The sequence below is a fragment of the Streptomyces sp. V2I9 genome, assembly GCF_030817475.1.
Classification (GTDB): Bacteria; Actinomycetota; Actinomycetes; order Streptomycetales; family Streptomycetaceae; genus Streptomyces.
The window spans coordinates 4,296,593-4,314,846 of the sequence record NZ_JAUSZJ010000002.1 but is presented as its reverse complement, the minus strand read 5'-3'; the positions used below and the strand labels follow the sequence as shown (position 1 = coordinate 4,314,846).

The window sequence follows — 18,254 nt, the reverse complement described above, 5'->3', positions numbered from 1 at the left end:
AGCGTCCGACCCCATGACTCTCATCTCGACACGACGGAAGGCACGTTGGGCCGGCGCGCTGACGGCGGCGGCCACCGTCGTCCCGCTGCTCGTGGGCCTTCCGGGTACGGCGCACGCGGCCGAGGCCGCCACCTGCACCCCCACGGGTCCCATGTACGCGGTGGACACGGCCGGCAAGCTGCTCCGGACCGACATGCCGACTCCCTTGAGCGGCGGGACACTTGACGCTCCGGGGGCCATCGACTCCGGGTGGAACGGTTACGGCCGGGTGCTGGCCGGCCCCGGCGCGCGCTTCTACGGCATCAAGTCCGACGGCCTGTACCTGAGCCGCCGGACCTCCGGCACCTGGGACATCCACCACAAGAAGATCAGCCCGGACTTCGGCTGGCTGGCGGGGGCGGCGAGCCGTGACCGGATCACGGCCGACCGGGGCGGCCGGCTCTGGGTGCTCAACCACGAAGGCCACCTGCGGGCCAACAAGTACGACCTCGCCACCGAGAAGTGGACCGGCGACAGCGGGAAGATCATCGATCAGGACTGGGATCGCTACGACCTGATCGTCGCGGCCGACGCGGGCGTGGTCTACGGCCGCTCCGCCACCGACGGACGGCTCTACCGCTCGCGCTACGACTTCACCAGCCAGCGCTGGCTGGAGCGTCACGTGGTCGAGAGCTTCGCCGACTGGCGCCAGTACACCAAGGGGATCACGTCGATCGGCGGTGACACCCTGGTCGGTGTGACCGCCGCGGGCGCCGCCCACTACTACCGCTTCGACGAGAACACCGGGGACTTCACCGTCTACAAGAAGACGGTGGCCGCGAGCGGCTGGCAGAACTACACGAACGTCTCCGGAGCGCCGGACGCCTGCCGGCTCACCGCGAACCCGACCCCGCCGTCCCCCGCCGCGCCGCCGGAGAACTACACCCCCACCGCGGCGGCCCAGTCCTCCGCCGGTTCGCTGGAGTTCGCCTACACGGACAACATCGGCCGCCTGGTGCACGGACGGATGACGGACCCCTCCGACTTCAACGGCGTGCAGTGGACCACCGTCTCCGGCAACGAGGCGTTCACCGGGCGCCCCACCCTGGCCGAGCACAGCGACGGCCGGGTCGTCATCACCGCGCAGAACACCTCCGGCAGCATCTGGCAGCGCACGCAGACCGCCAAGGCCGGCGCCGACTGGAACAACTGGGTCGACCTGGCGGGCGCCATGGCCCACCGCCCGGTCACCGCGAGGACGCCCGGCGGGCTCCTCGTCCAGTTCGCCGTCGCCGCCGACGGTTCGCCCTGGTACCGCGTCCAGCAGCGGCCCAACGTCGACTTCATGGGGTGGATGCGGCTGACCGGCACCGGCCTGGCCGGTCCGCTCCAGGCCGTGACCGTCCGCGACGGCATCCAGCTCTTCGCCACCACCACGACCGGCACGCTCTCCACCGCCCGGTTCGCCGAGAGCGGCTCCCTCACCGCGTGGAGCGGCCTCGGTGCCCAGAACGTGAGTGACACCCCCTCGGTCGTCGTCTACCCCGGCTACCGCATACGGGTCTTCGCCAACGACGGCCAGGGCCACGTCATCACGGCGGCCCAGTCCACGGAGAACGGGGCGTTCGGGGCCTGGGACACGGTCGGCGGCCTGAGCGCCGACGGCCCGCCGAGCGCCGTCATCTCCCCGCTGACCGGCCTCACCGAGATCACCGCACGCGGCACCGACGGCTTCATCCACAACACCGGTGAGACCGTCCAGGGCAGCGGCTCCTGGCGGGCCTGGCAGCAGGCGTCCTTCGAGGCCTCCGCCACCGCGCCGACCACCTTCGCGTACACCAACAGCTCCGGCCCGACCTGGGCGTACGTCTTCCGTACCGCCGACAACCAGACCCGGATCTACCAGGTCCAGCAGGGCTTCGCCCGGAGCGCCGCCACGAGCGACGCGAACACCGCACCCCGGTTCACGGCAGGCGTCCTGCCCCGGCCCTCCGGGGACTGACCGCACCGCCGGGGCGGCGCGCACCCCGCCGCCCCGGCCGGCGGCTCCCGGCTCCCGGCTCCCGGCTCCCGGCTACACGCTGGTGAGTGAGAGCTTGGCGGCGAATCCGAGGAAGAGGACGCCGGCCGCCGAGGTGGCCCCCGCCGACAGCCGCTTGCGGCGGCGGAAGGCGGCAGCCAGGCGCGTGCCGCCGAAGATCAGCACCGAGAGGTACGCGAAGCTGGCGAGCTGGAGCAGCGTGCCGAGCAGCAGGAACGACAGGGCCGGGTAGGCGTAGCCGGGATCGACGAACTGCACGAAGAAGGAGATCAGGAAGAGGATCGCCTTCGGGTTGAACAGGCTGACCAACAGCGCCCGGCGGTACGGCTTCTCGACCGGCCCGGCCGCGGCCCCGGAGGCCCCGGAAGCCCCGGAAGCCCCCGCAGTCTCCACCGCCCCGGCGGTCCCGGCCGCTCCGGCCGCCTCGACCGACTCCACCAGCTCCGCCGTCCGCCGGTGCCTCTCGCGCCACAGCGCGACGGCCGCCCGCAGCATCCCGATGGCCATCCAGGTCAGATAGCCCGCACCCGCGTACTTGACGACCGCGAAGAGGAGGGGCGTGGTCTGGAGCAGGGAGGCCGCGCCGAGCGCGGAGAGCGTCATCAGCACGGCGTCCCCGGTCCAGACGCCCGCGGCGGCCGTGTAGCCGGTGCGCACGCCGCGTCGGGCGGCGACGGAGAGCACGTACAGCGAGTTCGGTCCCGGCAGAAGAACGATCAGCGCCAGACCGGCGAGGTACGTCGGAAGATCGGTGACACCCAGCATGGACGGAGTCTCGCACGCCTGTACGGGACGCCGTCCAGGGGTTTCACCAGGCGATATACGTCACTCGGCGCCACCCGGAAAGGACGGCTCCCCCTGCGGACCTGACTCGGCCATGATCACCGGGGCGTGCGGGCGGGGGTCTGGACGCACCGCTCGCGTACGACGGAGGATTCGGGGACCGGGCCGGGCGGGAATCCGTACAGGAGGCACCGGACCGACGGGTGAGCCAGGGGGCGGAGCGATGGCGGGCACGGGCAACGGGTGGGACGGCCGGGGACCGGGGGACTCGGGCGCGGGCCGCGCGCGACCGGCGGCCGCGCCACCGGACCCGATCCCTCAGGGGCGGGAGCGGGCCGTCCGGCACCAGGGCGCGGTACCTGGAAGGCGGGAGCGGGCCGTCCGGCCGCCGGGCCGTCGCGTCGCCGCCGTGTCGCTCGTCGCGCTGGCCGCCCTCACGACCGGGTGCGAGCCGGGCACCGCCACCGGGGCGCGCAACGTGCAGCCGGCCGCCCCCTCCCCCGCACGCACCGCCCCCGCGACCGAGGCCGCGACGCCGAGCACCGCTCCGCCGCCCAGCCCTTCGGCATCCACCGCCACTCCTGCCCCGGCCCCGACGACCGCCCGGCCGGCTCCGGAGCCGAGCACCGCCCCGCCGCCGCGCGTGTTGATGCGGACCGGGGCGGAGAGCGACCGCGTACGGGAACTCCAGGCCCGGCTCCGGCAGATCGGCCACTTCGGGCGCAACCCCACCGGGTACTACGGCTCCGTCACCGCCGACGCCGTACGGTCGTTCCAGGCCGCACGGAGCCTGGCGGCCACCGGCAGCACCGACGAGGTGACCTGGAAGCGGTTGCTGGCCATGACCCGGACGCCGACCGCCGCCGAGCTGCGACCGCCGACCGAGCGGCCGGTGGCCGCGCCGGACAAGCGCTGCCTGACGGGCCGGGTCCTGTGCATCAGCAAGAAGAGCCGGACCCTGGCGTGGATGATCGACGGCCGGGTCGTCTCCGCGATGGACGTGCGCTTCGGCTCGGAGTACACGCCCACCCGCGAGGGCGTGTTCGAGGTGTTCTGGAAGTCCCGGAACCATGTGTCCACGCTCTACGACACCCCGATGCCGTACGCGCTGTTCTTCAGCGGCGGCCAGGCGGTGCACTACTCCGCCGACTTCGCGGCCAACGGCTACGGCGGCGCGTCGCACGGGTGCGTCAACGTACGGGACAAGGAGAAGGTCGCCGCCCTGTTCGACCAGGTGAAGAACGGCGACAAGGTCGTCGTCTCCTGGTGATCCGGTACGGGCGGCCGGGTGCGGAGGACGAGGTGGAGGGAGAGGGCGCGGGCGGGACAGGGGGAACGTGTCCCGCCCGCGCCGATGCGCTGAGCCGAAGGTACGGGGGGAACCCCGGCTCGTCGCGCGGCCGATGACCAGTCGGCATTCTGTACTGCGCCCCGCGTCCGAAAAACGTCACACCTGACCGTCCGGGCGCCTGCGGGAGGCCCGCACGACGGTTCAGCGCGCGCGTACGGCGACCGGGCCGTCGCTCTCCGGGAGCGCCCGCGCCCCGGCGTCCGCGCCCGCCCCCGTCTCCGGGGCCGCGGCGGAGCGGGGTACGGGGTGGAAGGAGACGGGCGGCAGGGAGCCTCCGTCGCCCGGAGCTTTCGGTCCGTCGTCATCGTCGTCGCCGCCGTCGGACCCACCGGAGCCGTGGCCGCCGCCGGAGCCGTGGTCGCCGCTCCCGCCGTCCCCGCCGTCCCCGTCGAGGATGCGGTCGCAGAAGCGTTCCAGGTTCTCCTCGCCCTTGGCGAACTGGATCAGCTGGCGCCGGCTCCGCTCGTCCAGCGTGCCGTTGCGGAACGCCTTGCACGCCTTGACGGACTTCTCGTACCAGTCCCCGGTGTCCGTATGGTCGCCGCCGGAGCCGCCGGACGCGGCCGGCCGTTCGTCGCCGCCTCCCCCGGCCGTCCGCTCCCGGCCGTCGCCGCCGGGCAGGTCCTGGCCGCCCGGCCGGTCGTCGCCCGGATCCCGGCCGGCCTCGTCGGTGTGCGCCCCTTCGGGCTCATCGGGGCCGCCGGACTCCCGCGCCTCGGGCGCGGAGGAGGAATCGGGGCCGTCGGGTGCGGACGGGTCCGCCGGGAGCGACGGGTCGCCGCCGGGCTCACCGGACGTCAGCGGCCCCGGCGTAGCGGCCGCCGATACGGAGGTGGCGGGCGCGGGCGAGTTCGGTCCGCCGAAGCTTCCGGCGAGCACGCCCGTACCGGCGGCGACCGCCACCCCGCCGAGCGCACAGCCCGCGAGCGAGGCGACCAGCCCGAAGCGGACCGGCCGGCTCCAGCGCGGACGGCGGACCGGGGCGCCGGGGGCGGCGCCGAGGTGGACGGCGGGCAGCAGACCGGGGCGGCCGGGCAGGGCGGCGCCGGCGGCACGGCCGGCGAGCCGGTCAACGCCCGTACCGTGGCCGGCCTCGCGGAACGCCGCGAGGGCCGCGTCCTCACCGGGAAGGTCACCCGCCGGCGGCCGCAGCCCCTCGCGGGCCGCGCCGAGCGCTTCGGCGAGCCGGAAGGCGTCGGTGCGGGCTTCGTCGCCGACGGGGACGACCGGTTCGCCGCGGAGCAGTCTCTCCGCCGCGTCCTTGTCAAGCCACTCGTAGTGCTCGTCGGCCATCACATGTCCTTCTGCGTCCACGGTCGCGAATGCGTCACACCGGGAGTGACCCCGGCGGGCGCGGCCGGACCGCCCCGGCCGGGCCGCTGGGCGGGCACCGCGCCGAGCCCGGCTCCGTCGTCCGTATCGTCCTCGCCCCCCCGGGCGGGAGGCGGCGCACCGTCCACGGGGGCACCGGCGTCGGCCAGGCCGCCGCCGGCGGGCGCCCCGGTGCCGGGCCGGTGCGCCGGGGGGGCCGCTCCGGCGCCAGGGCTGGTCGCCGTCCGTCCGGGCTGCTCGGCGCCGAGGAGTTCGGCCAGCCGCTTGAGGCCGCGGTGGGCGGCGGTGCGGACGGCGCCGGGCCGCTTGCCGAGCGTCTGCGCGGCACTCTTGGCGTCCAGCCCGACGACCACGCGGAGCACGACGGCCTCGGCCTGGTCCTGGGGCAGCTGGGCGATGAGGGACATGGTGCGGTCGGTGTCCAGTGCCTCGATGGCGTCGCCCGCGGTGTCGGACTCGGCGGGGCGCGCGGTCAGTTCGGTCTCGTCCCCGGCGATGGCGGGGCGGCGGCTGCGCATCCGCAGATGGTCCAGAGACCGGTTGCGGGCGATCCGGGCGGTCCAGCCCCGGAACCGGTCGGCGTCCCCGCTGAAGCGGTCGAGGTCGCGCGCTATCTGCAACCACGCCTCGGACGCCACGTCCTCGGCGTCCGAGTCCCCGACCAGCGTCCGTATGTAGCCCAACAGCCGTGGCTGCACAGCGCGGTACACAGCACGGAAGGCGTCCTCGTCCCCGTCCTGCGCCGCGAGCACCGCGGCAGTCAGCTCCGCGTCGTCCCCCAGCACTCCCTGTACCCGCCCTGACGTCCTTGTCCGCAGCTGGTCAACTGCTGCGCAACCCTGCGCGAACCAGCACGCTACGTGCTCGGCGGGGGCCGCGTCCATGACTTGTACAACTCACAACAATTCGCCGTGGGGGCTCTCGGGTGTGACAGAAAACGCCGTCATGGCGCAGAGATGAGTACGGGGTCGTGCTGCGACCCCGTGGAAGACGGCCGGGGCCTCTCCTGTGGGGGGTGGCGGCCCCGGTCGTCGCTCCAAGCATGTGGTCGCTCGACCAGGCGCTTTGTGGATCAGCCGGCCTATCCATGACCAACGGCGTGACCAACGCGTCAGGGAATCCCTCCGGGTGTACACGTTCTTGAACGCTGGATACTTCAGTGACCAGCGCTTTCCGGTGCTCACCTGACCTGTCTGCGCTCAGTCACCGCGTGACCTCAGGACAAGCTCCCGGCACTTCCGTTCGGCACCAGAGGCCGCCGACGCGAAGAGCCTGTCCGCCAGCGCGACCCAGGCGTCTCCGACGCCGAGAGCCATGGCGAACGATCACCGGACTGCAGCCACTAGAGTGCCCGGCGTGAACAACGCGCCTCAGCAGACGCCCGTCTTCCGCCTGATCGTGACGGGAGGCGGCACCGGCGGCCACACCTACCCCGCTCTCACCGCGATCCGCACCTTGCAGGCACGGCTGGCCGCTTCCGGCCGCACCCTCGACGTCCTGTGGATCGGCACGGCGGAGGGCCTGGAGGCCCGGGTCACGAGCGCAGAGGGCATCCCGTTCACCACCGTGGCCACGGGCAAGATCCGGCGTCACGCGAACCCGCTGAAAATGGTGTCGCCCGCCAACGTCCGGGACATGGCGCGCGTGCCGCTCGGGGTCGCCCGGGCACGCAGCGCTGTCTCCGCCTTCCGGCCGGACGTCGTGCTCGCCACGGGCGGTTACGTAGCCGTGCCGGCCGGGCTCGCCGCCAAGATGTGCCGGGTCCCGCTGGTCCTGCACGAGCAGACCGTCCGCCTCGGCCTCGCCAATCGGAAGCTCGCCGGCTCCGCCGCGCGGATCGCCGTGTCCTCGGAGTCGACCCTGCCGCTCCTGCCGGAGAGCGTCCGGTCGGCGGCGGTGGTCACCGGCAACCCCGTACGACCGGAGATCCTGACCGGCCACCCGGACAAAGCAGTGACTGCCCTCGGCCTCCACGCCTTCGACCGACGCCTTCCGACGGTGTACGTCACCGGAGGCGCGCAAGGCTCACAGCAGATCAACGACGTGGTCGGCGGCGAACTGCCGTGGCTACTGGAACGCGCCAACGTGGTGCACCAGTGCGGCCCCGCCCACCAGGAGGCGCTGTCCACTCGCGCCGCGGGCTTGCCTGCGGCCCTCGCTACCCGTTACCACCTCACGGCCTTCGTCGGGCCGGAGCTGCCGGACGTGCTCGCCCTGGCCGATCTGGTGATCTCCCGCAGCGGCGCGGGCACCTTGGCCGAGCTGACCGCCCTCGGCAAGCCCGCCGTATTCATCCCGCTCGCCACGTCGGCCGGGAACGAACAGGCCCACAACGCCCGCCACCTGGAGGAGTCCGGGGCAGCGGTCGCCCTCCTCGGCGAGGTCACCGGCGGCCACCTGCGCGAGGCGGTCGGCCCGCTCCTCGACGATCCGGAGCGCCGGGGCACGATGGCCGCAGCGGCCAGGGCCCACGGTCGCCCGGACGCTGCGGAAAGGCTCGTGGACGTGATCCTGTCCGCAGCGATGTGGTCCGACTCGGGCGCGCAGGAGTGGTTCCCCTTCGTCCCTGGCCATGGTGCCTCGGAGCTCTGTACGGCGTGTTCAGGGAGAGCTGATGGGCGCCGCCGTCCTCTCATGCGTCTCCCGCCTGGCAGTGCAGGGGCGCTGCCAGGCGGGAGGCAGAGAGGTGGGGTGTCTGTCAGGTGTTGAGGGGGGACCAGGACCAGGTGCCGCCAAGCCTGACGTAGAGGCGTTTGTTGGTGGTGTCGACGGCGAGGGTTCCGTCTGCGGGGGGACGGGTGAAGGAGGCGTCGCTGACGGGGCCGGCGATCAGGCGCAGCGGGGGGTTGGGGTTGGTTCTTGGCGGGAATGCTGCCCTGGGCCTGGACCCCGACGTCGCCGTAGGAGTTCTCCACGCGGAAGTCGCCGGTGCTGGTCGCGTACCAGATGTGGGCGCCGGTGGGGGCAGTGCCGTACAGGCCTACGACGTTGCTCAGGACCGCGGTCGAGCCGGGGCCCGAGTAGAGCTCCACACCGGAGCTGACGGTGGCGACGGAGCCGTTGGCGATCAGGACGTCCTGCAGGGAGCTGGCTCGGGGCGCCCAGTTGATGATGGTCTGCGCCTTGGGGGTGTAGTCCTGGGCGAACTTGCCCGCGAAGGCGTAGATGTTACGGGCGTGGATGTGCTTGCACGAGGCGTCCACCTTGATGTGGGGTCCGCCCTGCATGTACGAACTCTCGAACTTGCAGTCCGTGATGTAGATGCCGTTGGGGTTCTGGCCCTTCACGACGCCTTCGGTGATCCACAGGGCGCCGGTTCCGAAGCCTTCCAGGCGGCAGCCGGTGAAGTGGATCTGGTTGTTGTTGTCCTCGCTGTAGCCCCAGCCGCTGGTGGCCGAGGCATTGCGCAGCCAGATATTGGGGTGGGCCTTGCTGTCGGCGGGGCCGGTGGATTTTTCGATGACGAGGTTGTAGAAGCGGGAGTCCCAGAACTCCACCGCGTCGATGCATATGTCGTAGTTGCTCGTCATGAAGACGTCGCGGAAGTAGCAGTTGTTGGCGTAGTACAGCTCAAGGAGTACACCGGTGCGGCCGTTGCCGTCGAAGCCGAGGTCCTGGATCGAGCAGTACCGGCGGTGCTTCTCGCCCTTGGAGTCGGTCCGGATGCCCGCTATGCGCAGGACGAGGCCCGGCGCTCCCTTCACCAGCGTCGCGGCCTTGCTGCCGGCGCCGACCAGGCGTACCCCGTCGCCGGTGATCGTCAGAGCGGGGCCGGTGGCCGTGGGCTTGACGATGTACCGGCCGGTGGGGAAGTAGACGGTTCCGCCTTTGACTGCCGCAGCATCGATGGCCGCCTGGATGGCCGCGGTGTCGTCTCCCGCGCTGTTCCCCACCGCGCCGTAGTCCTTGACGTTGAACCAGTCCAAGGGAGTGTCACCTTCGGCCGCAACGGCGGGGCTCGCGCTCATCCCGAGGGCGACGCCGGACAGTCCGGTGGCGGCTCCGGCGAACATGGCTCTGCGGCGCGAGATATCAGCACTCTTACTCAACGTGACGGCCCTTCGATGCGTTGTTCCCCCCGCGTGGCGGACGTCCGCCACGTCCGGGCCGGGAGTCACCACCACACGCGAACGATGGAAAGCGGATCGTAGCGATCAAGGAGACGCCCATCAAGAGGAGCCTGTGCCGGTGCGGGCGGGAGAGGGCGGGTGATGCGCTGGTCGACGACCCACATGAGGTCGTCCCGCCTGCTGCTTGGCCGATATCGAGGTCGAGCTCTTCGGCGAGTTCGCGGGCGAGGGCCGCTTCGAGATCCTCGCCGTGCTCGACGTTGCCGCCGGGCGGGGTGTAGTGGATGGAGCCGGGGCGATCGCGGCGGATGAGGGCGACGTCTTCGCCGCAGAACACCAGGCCCCCACCCTGATCCTGATCCGGCGGAACGGGACCGCGATGGTGGCTTCGGGTGTGCTGGTCAGGTCGGACAGTATCCAAGTCCGTGATCGACACACCCATATGACGTGGCGTCGGGCAGCCCAGCTCGTGTCGTCACGACTCGTCGCCGTGGAGGGCACGACCACGCCGAGCGGTCCGTCAACCGCCTCGGGAGACTCCGTACGGCAGGCGAGATCGGCTATCGGCGGGGGAGGCGGTGGCGGCGCTGTCGCCCAATGGCGAGCCGGGCACCGGTGCCCGAGGTGCCGAAGCACCGGGGCCAGGCGTACGGCCTCGGCTCCCACCGGCCCCCGCACATCGGCGGTGGACAGGGCCGGTGGGGCTCGGCGTCAGACCAGGGCGTCCTTCTTGACGGCGTCCACGAAGACGCCCCACGAGGCGGCCCGGAAAAGGAAAGTGCCGCCCTCACGGTCCTTGGAATCCCGCACGGCCATCACCGCCCCGCCCAACCGCGCACCCTCGACGCACTCGCCGCCCTGGCCGTTGCTGTAACTCGACGTGAACCAGTCGGCCCCGGTCAGCACGGCGTTGACGTTCATGAATCAATGCTCCTTGATCGCTTTGCTAATCATGCTGAGCGGCTGCTGTTCCGGCGATACGGTCTGGCCCGGCCGGGCCAGACGTCAGATCAGGGCGTCCTTCTTGACGGCGTCCACGAAGACGCCCCATGAGGCGGCCCGGAAAAGGAAAGTGCCGCCCTCACGGTCCTTGGAATCCCGCACGGCCATCACCGCCCCGCCCAACCGCGCACCCTCGACGCACTCGCCGCCCTGGTCGTTGCTGTAACTCGACGTGAACCAGTCGGCCCCGGTCAGCACGGCGTTGACGTTCATGAATCAATGCTCCTTGATCGCTTTGCTAATCATGCTGAGCGGCTGCTGTTCCGGCGATACGGTCTGGCCCGGCCGGGCCAGACGTCAGATCAGGGCGTCCTTCTTGACGGCGTCGACGAAGACGCCCCACGAGGCGGCCCGGAAAAGGAAAGTGCCGCCCTCACGGTCCTTGGAATCCCGCACGGCCATCACCACCCCGCCCAACCGCGCACCCTCGACGCACGCACCGCCCTGGTCGTTGCTGTAACTCGACGTGAACCATTCGGCCCCGGTCAGCACGGCGTTGACGTTCATGAATCAATGCTCCTTGATCGCTTTGCTAATCATGCTGAGGGACTCCTGTTTCCCCACAGCGAGAATCTGGAGGTCCGTGAACGCCTCCTCGTACACCCGCACGCTCCCCGGTCGCCTGGTGACGGACGCCCCGCCCAGGTTCTCCAGGTAGACGATCGGTTGCGCGTCCGCGAGGCGGAGCAAGGTGAAGGCGCCGTTCATGCCCGCATGCGCTCCGGCCTTGAAGGGCACGATCTGGAGGGTCACGGAGGGGTGAGACACCATTTCCGCCAAGTGCTCAAGCTGCGCCCGCATCACAGCCGCCCCTCCGACCTGCCGGTACAGCACGGCTTCATTGATGATCGACGCGGACTTGAGTGGAAGAGTGTCCCGGCGCACGGCTTCTTGTCGCGTCATACGGACCGCGACGACACGGTCGATCTCGTCGGGCGACAGGCCCTCGTGGGCTCGCTCATGGATGGCCCGGACGTACTCCTCGGTCTGCAGCAGCCCCGGAACGAACTCGGCCTGGTAGTCGTGCAGAGCATCGGCGGTCGCTTCGAGAGCGAGAAACGCCTTGAAGCTCGGAGGGATGGCCGGCCTGTACTCGGGCGACTGCCACCAGTCCTTCTTCGTCTTGGTCACCGCCGCATAACCGACCAGCACGGCCCGCGTCTCGTGGTCGGCCCCGTAGATCTCGCAGAGGGCCATGACGTCGGCGGGCTCGACCACCGCGTTGTCCCCCTGCTCCAGCCGCGTCAGCTTGGAAGGGCTGCACAACAAGGTGCGGACCACCTGCGTGGACGTGAGGTTCGCTCCCTGCCGCAGTCGCCGGAGCTCACGGCCTAACTGGAGGCGACAGAGGGCAGGAGTCGCAGCCTCTGCGTCCGTGATCATTTTCGGCCTCCCAGTACGTGTAACCCAGTGTGACGGAGTATGTCCCGCTCCCGCAAGGACGCTTCTGCTCTCCCGCAGAAGGCCCCGCCCGAAGTCGCCAACGCACCATTTCTGCACGGCACTTCACGTGAAAACTCGCTCGCAGAATCACGTCGGGGCGCTTCCAACGGTACTGGCTGCGATGCCACGATTACTACCAGTTGCTCATGGAGCGCGCGACGCAGTCGCGGAGCGCGAACCTCCAACTCGTGCGCACCCCCATGCCTTTGAAGGCCAGGAGCCCTCTCATGCCAGAAGTCACGGAAAGCCGACCGTCGAAGCCGCCCACGGAGAACGCCGTCCCGAGCGGGCCCGAACTGCCGCTCGACACCGAAGAAGCGGACCGGGCGGCGGACGGAGCCCTCGGCCTCAAGCTCGGGACGACCACCCGCACGGAGATCGACGACTACACGCGGCTGATCAGGGGGCAGGTCGCCCTCTTCGCCGCGGCCGTACGGGACGGCGGAGGTGTCGAGGCGCGCGGTTCGTGGCTGGAGGCCGATCAGTTGCTCGGCAACGGGCCCGCCGACGGCTGCCTCGTGTTCGCCGCCTGGTCGTACGTCCGCGACCTGGCCCGGCTGTTGCGCAGGCTCGTGGCCGAGCACCGCAAGCACCTGGCGGGCGACGGCGCAGCGCTTCCCGTCCGCACGCCCATGGCCTCGCTGAACAGGACCGCCCCCGACCGCCAGGCGCCCATGGTGCCGGTCGGCCCTATCGCCCAGGGGCCCGCCGTTCCGGCTTCCGACAGAAACGACCCGTAGTGCTGCTGCAATGCACCGCCGTGACTCCGCTCCCCGCCGGCGAAGCGCTCGTCGCCCTCCTCGGCATGCGAGGAGGGCCCGACGATGCGGTCGACCACCTCGCGGACATGGACTTCGTCCTCTGTGAGTTGGGCGAACACACCGACGAGACCGAGCACACCGCACACCTGTGGACCGCTGAGACGCAGCCTCCCCGTGGTCTGTGGTTCCTGTGGACCGGGAACGACGGCGGCCTCCGCGTCCATCACCGGTTCACCACCCTCCCCCTGTGCCCCGCCAGGCTCCACCACGTCAGGGAGGGCTACCGGCAGTGGTGCAGCCTCTTCGACGGCCACCCCGGCAACCACAGCTTCCACGTGAGGGACCCGCTCCAGGACCTGCTCCATGAGCGGACACAGCGCGAGGCCCGGCGGCGCACCTCCAGGGACGACCCGTCCGGCGGCGACCACGACGATCCCTGAGCGTGCAGACAATCGCGCCGATCACTTCCCGGTGATCCCGTGACCGGCCATCCCGCCGCGGTGTCCGCCCCGGGAACAACGGCTCGATGCGCCCCCTCCGCGTCAGCCGCCGCCACACGCGAACAACGTCCGGCGGCGGGGGCCGGAACGGCATGCACCACTCTCAGCCGGCCTGCCCGGTGCGGAGCCGCCGTACGTCCACCACGAGCGCGTGCACCGCGCCGAGGGAGGCCAGGGCTCCGAACACGAGCCACAGGACCGAGGCCCCGGAGCGGTACTCCCGAATGCCGAGAACAAGCAACAGGATGCCGGCGAAGACACCGAAGACCGAGATCAGAGCACTGATGCGATGAGTCGTCACACGTACATCCTCAACGACAACCTCGGCCGACGGAAGTGATCCGGACGAAGCGGCCGGGCAACCCAGCAGGAGACACCGTGGCCCTGGAGTCGGGCGCCGCGTAGGCCGGGGCCGGATCTGGACGGCCGCGCTCCGCAGGAGCCCCCGGCCCCCGGGCCGAGGCCGTGGCGGTCGCGCGGCCCGGCCGGGCCGGTCAGCCCCGGATCACGTCCCGCAGCGCCGTGTTCAGTTCGAGGACGTTCACGCGGGGCTCGCCCATGAAGCCCAGCAGGCGGCCGGTGGTGTGGTCCTCGACCAGGCGCTCGACCTGCCGGACGCCGAGGCCGTTGCGCTCGGCCACCCGGTGGACCTGGAGTGCGGCGTACGCGGGTGAGATGTGCGGGTCCAGGCCGGAGCCGGACGACGTGACGGCGTCGGGCGGGACGGCGGACGGCCGGACCTCGTACGTGGCGGTGGAGTTGTCCTTCACCACGGCGGCCTTCGCGTCCCTCACCCATCCGATCAGCTCCTCGTTGTCGCCGGAGCGGTTGGTCGCGCCCGAGAGGATCAGCGCGTACCGGGTGTTGACGCTGTTGGTCCCGAGGCCGTGGGAGGGACGCGGCTGGAACCACCGCAGGTCCGGAGCGGGCGATTCCTCTCCCTTCTCCGGCGGGAGGTCGTAGCGCTGGCCGATGAGGGACGAGCCCACGACCTGCCCGCTCGCGTCCTTGGTCTCCGAGCCGTCGGCCCGGTCGCGGAACAGCGTCCGGGCGACGCCGGTCACGGCGAGCGGGTAGATCACCCCGCACACGAGGGTGAGGGCGAGCAAGGCACGCAGGCCCGCCCCGAGGACGCGCGCGGTGCTGCTGACGGAGGTGTTGGTCATGGCGGATCAGCCGATTCCGGGGATGAGGGAGAGGAGCAGGTCGATGAGCTTGATGCCGATGAACGGGGCGACGATGCCGCCGAGTCCGTAGATGCCGAGGTTGCGACGGAGCATCCGGTCGGCGCTCGAAGGCCGGTAGCGGACGCCCTTCAGGGCAAGGGGGACCAGTGCGACGATGACGAGGGCGTTGAAGATGACCGCCGACAGGATCGCGGACTCGGGTGAGGTGAGCCCCATGACGTCGAGCCGCCCCAGCGACGGGTACGCCACCGCGAACATGGCGGGGATGACCGCGAAGTACTTCGCCACGTCGTTGGCGAGCGAGAACGTCGTCAACGCACCTCGGGTGATCAGGAGTTGCTTGCCGATCTCGACGATCTCGATCAGCTTGGTGGGGTCGGAGTCGAGGTCCACCATGTTCCCGGCCTCCTTGGCGGCCGAGGTCCCGGTGTTCATCGCCACGCCGACGTCCGCCTGGGCCAGCGCGGGTGCGTCGTTGGTGCCGTCGCCGGTCATCGCGACGAGCCTGCCGCCGGCCTGTTCCCGCTTGATGAGGGCCATCTTGTCCTCGGGGGTCGCCTCCGCCAGGAAGTCGTCGACGCCCGCCTCCTCGGCGATCGCCCTCGCGGTCAGCGGGTTGTCACCCGTGATCATCACCGTACGGATGCCCATGCGGCGCAGCTCGCCGAACCGTTCCCGCAGGCCCTCCTTCACCACGTCCTTGAGGTGGATGACGCCGAGGACCCGCGCGCCGTCGCCGTCCGCCGCGGCCACCAGCAGCGGGGTGCCGCCCGCCTGGGCGATGCGGTCCGCGGCCTCCCCCACGTCGTCGGGGACGCGGCCCCCTCGGTCCTTCACCCAGGCCACCACGGAGCCGGACGCGCCCTTGCGGACCGCGCGCCCGTCCAGGTCGACGCCCGACATCCGGGTCTGCGCGGTGAACGCCACCCAGGCGGCGCCCGCCGACTCCTCCGGGTCCCGTTCCCGCAGCCCGTACTCCTTCTGGGCCAGCACGACGATCGACCGGCCCTCGGGCGTCTCGTCGGCGAGCGAGGAGAGCTGGGCGGCGTCCGCGAGTTCGGCCACCGCCACCCCGTCGACAGGGACGAACTCGGCCGCCTGCCGGTTGCCGAGGGTGATGGTGCCGGTCTTGTCGAGGAGGAGGGTCGAGACGTCGCCCGCGGCCTCGACCGCGCGCCCGGACAGGGCGAGCACGTTGCGCTGGACGAGGCGGTCCATGCCCGCGATGCCGATCGCGGACAGCAGCGCGCCGATCGTGGTGGGGATCAGGCACACCAGCAGCGCGGTGAGCACGATCATCGAGGTCTGGTCGTCGGCCCCCGCGTAGATCGCGAAGGGCTTCAGGCTGACGACGGCGAGCAGGAAGACGATCGTGAGGGACGCCAGGAGGATGTTCAGGGCGATCTCGTTGGGCGTCTTCTGCCGGGAGGCGCCCTCCACCAGGCCGATCATGCGGTCGATGAAGGTCTCGCCCGGTTTCGTGGTGATCCTGATGACGATCCGGTCGGACAGCACCTTCGTCCCACCGGTCACCGCGCTGCGGTCGCCGCCGGACTCGCGGATGACCGGGGCGGATTCGCCGGTGATCGCGGACTCGTCGACGGAGGCGACGCCTTCGACCACGTCCCCGTCGCCGGGGATGACGTCACCGGCCTCGCAGACCACCAGGTCGCCGACGCGCAGGTCCGTTCCGGCGACCTGCTCCTCGGCGCGGTCCCCGGTACGGGTCCGCGGACGGGATTCCGGCGCGGCGCCACCGAGGACGCGGCGGGCGACGGTGTCGGTCCTGGCCTTGCGCAGCGTGTCGGCCTGGGCCTTGCCGCGTCCCTCCGCGACCGCCTCCGCCAGGTTGGCGAAGACCGTGGTCAGCCAGAGCCAGGCGGTGATCGCCCAGCCGAACCGGTCGGTCGGGTCGGTGAGCGCGAGCGCGGTGGTGACGACGGAGCCGATCAGGACGACGAACATCACCGGTGACGCGATCATCACGCGCGGGTCGAGCTTGCGCAGCGCGTCCGGGAACGACTTCACGAGCTGTCGCGGATCGAACAGTCCGCTGCCGGCCCTGGTGGAGTCCCCGGTGCCGCCGGCCGGCGGCAGGCCGCCGCCGGGTGCGCGGGTGGGGGTGGGGGTGGCGGTGCTCATGAGGCGAGCCCTTCGGCGAGCGGACCCAGCGCCAGGGCCGGGAAGTAGGTGAGTCCGGTGATGATGAGGATCGTGCCGCCGAGCAGTCCCGCGTAGAGGGGTTTGTCGGTGCGCAGCGTGCCCGCGGTCACGGGCACCGGGCGTTGCCCGGCGAGCGAGCCGGCCAGGGCGAGGACGAACGCCATCGGCAGGAACCGGCCGAGCAGCATCGCCATGCCGAGGGTGGTGTTGAACCACTGCGTGTCGGCGTTCAGCCCGGCGAAGGCGGAGCCGTTGTTGTTGGCGGCCGAGGTGTAGGCGTACAGGATCTCGGAGAAGCCGTGCGCGCCGGAGTTGGTCATCGAGTCGGCGGGGGTGGGCAGGGCCATGGCGGCGGCGGTGAAGCCGAGGACGAGCGCCGGGGTGACGAGGAGGTAGCAGGCGGCGAGTTTGATCTGCCGGGTGCCGATCTTCTTGCCGAGGTATTCGGGGGTGCGGCCGACCATCAGCCCGGCGATGAACACGGCGATGACCGCCATGATCAGCATGCCGTAGAGGCCGGAGCCGACGCCTCCGGGGGCGATTTCGCCGAGCTGCATGCCCAGCATCGTGATACCGCCGCCGAACCCCGTGTACGAGGAGTGGAAGGAATTCACCGCGCCGGTCGAGGTGAGGGTGGTCGCCACGGCGAAGAGCGACGATCCGGCGATGCCGAAGCGGCTCTCCTTGCCTTCCATCGCCCCGCCCGCGATCTCGAACGCGGGCCCTCGGTGGGCGAATTCGGTCCACATCATCAGCGCCGTGAAACCGAGCCAGATGACGGCCATCACGCCGAGGATCGCGTATCCCTGCTTGAGCGAACCGACCATCCGGCCGAAGGTCCGCGTCAACGCGAACGGAATCAGCAGAATGAGGAAGATCTCGAACAGGTTGGAGAGGGGGTTCGGATTCTCGAAGGGGTGGGCGGAGTTGGCGTTGAAATAGCCGCCGCCGTTGGTGCCCAGTTGCTTGATGGCCTCCTGAGAGGCGACCGCGCCGCCGTTCCATTCCTGCGTCCCGCCGTCGAACTGCCCGACGGAGTGGATTCCGGAGAAGTTCTGGATCACCCCGCAGGCGACCAGGACGACCGCGCCGATCACCGCGATGGGCAGCAGGACGCGTACGGTGCCGCGCACCAGATCGGCCCAGAAGTTGCCGAGTTCACCGGTACGGGAGCGGGCGAAGCCCCGTACGAGTGCCACCGCGACGGCCATGCCGACGGCGGCGGACAGGAAGTTCTGCACGGCCAGACCGCCGGTCTGCACGACGTGGCCCATGGCCTGTTCGCCGGAATAGGACTGCCAGTTGGTGTTGGCGACGAACGACGCGGCGGTGTTGAACGCCTGGTCCGGGTCGATGGAGGAGAAACCGAGAGAGCCGGGCAGCGAACCCTGTACCCGCTGCATCAGGTAGAGCAGGAGCACGCTCACCGCGGAGAAGGCGAGTACGGCGCGGAGATAGGCGGGCCAGCGCATCTCGGCGGCGGGATCGGCGCCGATGACGCGGTATATCCACGTCTCCGGCCGGTAATGCCGGTCGGAGGAGTAGACGCGGGCCAGGTGGTCGCCCAGCGGGCGGTAGGACAGGGCGAGCGCGGCCATCAGGGCGACGAGTTGGAGCAGGCCGGCGAGTTGGGGACTCATGT

General features: G+C 71.0%; 17 protein-coding genes and 1 pseudogene. 5 read left to right on the top strand and 13 right to left on the bottom strand.

All coding sequences use genetic code 11. From position 1 onward, the window contains the following. The first annotated feature begins 13 nt into the window (after nt 1-13). Nucleotides 14-1,981 (top strand): tachylectin-related carbohydrate-binding protein, encoded by a 1,968-nt coding sequence (locus QFZ71_RS19225; protein WP_307669420.1) that lies wholly within the window; start codon nt 14-16, stop codon nt 1,979-1,981. Between the two features lie 72 nt (nt 1,982-2,053). Here the strand turns inward: QFZ71_RS19225 and leuE are convergent, their stop codons facing one another. Beyond that, nucleotides 2,054-2,785, bottom strand: a complete 732-nt coding sequence (leuE, locus tag QFZ71_RS19220; RefSeq protein WP_307669419.1) for a leucine efflux protein LeuE — start codon at nt 2,783-2,785, stop codon at nt 2,054-2,056. Nucleotides 2,786-3,026: 241 nt separating this feature from the next. On the opposite strand from leuE, the gene QFZ71_RS19215 reads away from it, so the two are divergent. Then, the gene (locus QFZ71_RS19215) at nt 3,027-4,073 is read left to right on the top strand and encodes a L,D-transpeptidase family protein (protein WP_307669418.1); all 1,047 of its coding nucleotides are present in this window, start codon (nt 3,027-3,029) and stop codon (nt 4,071-4,073) included. Nucleotides 4,074-4,295: 222 nt separating this feature from the next. Here QFZ71_RS19215 and QFZ71_RS19210 read toward each other — a convergent pair whose 3' ends face one another. Together QFZ71_RS19210 and QFZ71_RS19205 are read right to left on the bottom strand one after the other, a co-directional pair. Continuing rightward, nucleotides 4,296-5,447: a hypothetical protein gene (locus tag QFZ71_RS19210; protein WP_307669417.1), complete on the bottom strand. Its 1,152-nt coding sequence runs from the start codon at nt 5,445-5,447 to the stop codon at nt 4,296-4,298. Next, the gene (locus QFZ71_RS19205) at nt 5,447-6,271 is read right to left on the bottom strand and encodes an RNA polymerase sigma factor (RefSeq protein ID WP_307669416.1); all 825 of its coding nucleotides are present in this window, start codon (nt 6,269-6,271) and stop codon (nt 5,447-5,449) included. Before QFZ71_RS19205 ends, QFZ71_RS19210 begins: the two co-directional genes overlap by 1 nt. A 529-nt stretch (nt 6,272-6,800) precedes the next feature. Here QFZ71_RS19205 and QFZ71_RS19200 point away from each other — a divergent pair. Then, nucleotides 6,801-8,195, top strand: coding sequence for a glycosyltransferase (locus QFZ71_RS19200; RefSeq protein WP_373465129.1), 1,395 nt, complete (start codon nt 6,801-6,803; stop codon nt 8,193-8,195). A 941-nt stretch (nt 8,196-9,136) separates the two neighbouring features. Here QFZ71_RS19200 and QFZ71_RS30475 read toward each other — a convergent pair. The 6 genes and pseudogenes from QFZ71_RS30475 to QFZ71_RS19170 all read right to left on the bottom strand — a co-directional run. Beyond that, nucleotides 9,137-9,454 (bottom strand): annotated as a pseudogene (locus tag QFZ71_RS30475) (glycosyl hydrolase family 28-related protein); the annotation flags it as partial. Nucleotides 9,455-9,527: 73 nt separating this feature from the next. After that, nucleotides 9,528-9,998 (bottom strand): NUDIX hydrolase, encoded by a 471-nt coding sequence (locus QFZ71_RS19190; protein ID WP_307669414.1) that lies wholly within the window; start codon nt 9,996-9,998, stop codon nt 9,528-9,530. A gap of 269 nt (nt 9,999-10,267) precedes the next feature. Continuing rightward, a complete protein-coding gene (locus tag QFZ71_RS19185) occupies nt 10,268-10,477 on the bottom strand; it encodes a DUF397 domain-containing protein (protein ID WP_307669413.1) in 210 nt (69 codons plus the stop codon). An 84-nt stretch (nt 10,478-10,561) separates the two neighbouring features. Further along, on the bottom strand, nt 10,562-10,771 hold the full coding sequence (locus tag QFZ71_RS19180) for a DUF397 domain-containing protein (RefSeq protein ID WP_307669412.1): 210 nt from the start codon (nt 10,769-10,771) through the stop codon (nt 10,562-10,564). Nucleotides 10,772-10,855: 84 nt separating this feature from the next. Next, nucleotides 10,856-11,065, bottom strand: coding sequence for a DUF397 domain-containing protein (locus tag QFZ71_RS19175; protein ID WP_307669411.1), 210 nt, complete (start codon nt 11,063-11,065; stop codon nt 10,856-10,858). A gap of 3 nt (nt 11,066-11,068) precedes the next feature. Continuing rightward, nucleotides 11,069-11,941 carry a helix-turn-helix transcriptional regulator gene (locus QFZ71_RS19170; protein ID WP_307669410.1) on the bottom strand — a complete coding sequence of 291 codons (873 nt, stop codon included), beginning with the start codon at nt 11,939-11,941 and terminating at the stop codon, nt 11,069-11,071. 287 nt (nt 11,942-12,228) lie between these two features. On the opposite strand from QFZ71_RS19170, the gene QFZ71_RS19165 reads away from it, so the two are divergent. Together QFZ71_RS19165 and QFZ71_RS19160 are read left to right on the top strand one after the other, a co-directional pair. Continuing rightward, nucleotides 12,229-12,741, top strand: coding sequence for a hypothetical protein (locus tag QFZ71_RS19165; RefSeq protein WP_307669409.1), 513 nt, complete (start codon nt 12,229-12,231; stop codon nt 12,739-12,741). A 20-nt stretch (nt 12,742-12,761) separates the two neighbouring features. After that, complete coding sequence (locus QFZ71_RS19160) at nt 12,762-13,202, top strand: hypothetical protein (RefSeq protein ID WP_307669408.1); 441 nt, start codon at nt 12,762-12,764, stop codon at nt 13,200-13,202. Between the two features lie 163 nt (nt 13,203-13,365). On the opposite strand, the gene QFZ71_RS19155 is transcribed toward QFZ71_RS19160, so the two are convergent. The 4 genes from QFZ71_RS19155 to kdpA all read right to left on the bottom strand — a co-directional run bounded on the left by QFZ71_RS19155 (nt 13,366) and on the right by kdpA (nt 18,252). Next, complete coding sequence (locus QFZ71_RS19155) at nt 13,366-13,563, bottom strand: hypothetical protein (RefSeq protein WP_307669407.1); 198 nt, start codon at nt 13,561-13,563, stop codon at nt 13,366-13,368. Nucleotides 13,564-13,756: 193 nt separating this feature from the next. Next, nucleotides 13,757-14,428 carry a potassium-transporting ATPase subunit C gene (locus QFZ71_RS19150; protein ID WP_307669406.1) on the bottom strand — a complete coding sequence of 224 codons (672 nt, stop codon included), beginning with the start codon at nt 14,426-14,428 and terminating at the stop codon, nt 13,757-13,759. Between the two features lie 6 nt (nt 14,429-14,434). Continuing rightward, the gene (gene kdpB / locus QFZ71_RS19145) at nt 14,435-16,591 is read right to left on the bottom strand and encodes a potassium-transporting ATPase subunit KdpB (RefSeq protein ID WP_307669405.1); all 2,157 of its coding nucleotides are present in this window, start codon (nt 16,589-16,591) and stop codon (nt 14,435-14,437) included. Further along, nucleotides 16,588-18,252 (bottom strand): potassium-transporting ATPase subunit KdpA, encoded by a 1,665-nt coding sequence (gene kdpA, locus QFZ71_RS19140; RefSeq protein WP_307669404.1) that lies wholly within the window; start codon nt 18,250-18,252, stop codon nt 16,588-16,590. The genes kdpB and kdpA overlap by 4 nt, the downstream gene beginning before the upstream one ends. Nucleotides 18,253-18,254: the final 2 nt, after the last annotated feature.

What these genes read in the sequence shown, in the direction of transcription:
- QFZ71_RS19225 (WP_307669420.1), top strand. Translation starts at nt 14, where the DNA reads ATGACTCTCATCTCGACACGACGGAAGGCACGTTGGGCCGGCGCGCTG.
- leuE (WP_307669419.1), bottom strand. Translation starts at nt 2,785, where the DNA reads ATGCTGGGTGTCACCGATCTTCCGACGTACCTCGCCGGTCTGGCGCTG.
- QFZ71_RS19215 (WP_307669418.1), top strand. Translation starts at nt 3,027, where the DNA reads ATGGCGGGCACGGGCAACGGGTGGGACGGCCGGGGACCGGGGGACTCG.
- QFZ71_RS19210 (WP_307669417.1), bottom strand. Translation starts at nt 5,447, where the DNA reads ATGGCCGACGAGCACTACGAGTGGCTTGACAAGGACGCGGCGGAGAGA.
- QFZ71_RS19200 (WP_373465129.1), top strand. Translation starts at nt 6,801, where the DNA reads ATGGCGAACGATCACCGGACTGCAGCCACTAGAGTGCCCGGCGTGAAC.
- QFZ71_RS19190 (WP_307669414.1), bottom strand. Translation starts at nt 9,998, where the DNA reads ATGGGTGTGTCGATCACGGACTTGGATACTGTCCGACCTGACCAGCAC.
- QFZ71_RS19185 (WP_307669413.1), bottom strand. Translation starts at nt 10,477, where the DNA reads ATGAACGTCAACGCCGTGCTGACCGGGGCCGACTGGTTCACGTCGAGT.
- QFZ71_RS19180 (WP_307669412.1), bottom strand. Translation starts at nt 10,771, where the DNA reads ATGAACGTCAACGCCGTGCTGACCGGGGCCGACTGGTTCACGTCGAGT.
- QFZ71_RS19175 (WP_307669411.1), bottom strand. Translation starts at nt 11,065, where the DNA reads ATGAACGTCAACGCCGTGCTGACCGGGGCCGAATGGTTCACGTCGAGT.
- QFZ71_RS19170 (WP_307669410.1), bottom strand. Translation starts at nt 11,941, where the DNA reads ATGATCACGGACGCAGAGGCTGCGACTCCTGCCCTCTGTCGCCTCCAG.
- QFZ71_RS19165 (WP_307669409.1), top strand. Translation starts at nt 12,229, where the DNA reads ATGCCAGAAGTCACGGAAAGCCGACCGTCGAAGCCGCCCACGGAGAAC.
- QFZ71_RS19150 (WP_307669406.1), bottom strand. Translation starts at nt 14,428, where the DNA reads ATGACCAACACCTCCGTCAGCAGCACCGCGCGCGTCCTCGGGGCGGGC.
- kdpB (WP_307669405.1), bottom strand. Translation starts at nt 16,591, where the DNA reads ATGAGCACCGCCACCCCCACCCCCACCCGCGCACCCGGCGGCGGCCTG.
- kdpA (WP_307669404.1), bottom strand. Translation starts at nt 18,252, where the DNA reads ATGAGTCCCCAACTCGCCGGCCTGCTCCAACTCGTCGCCCTGATGGCC.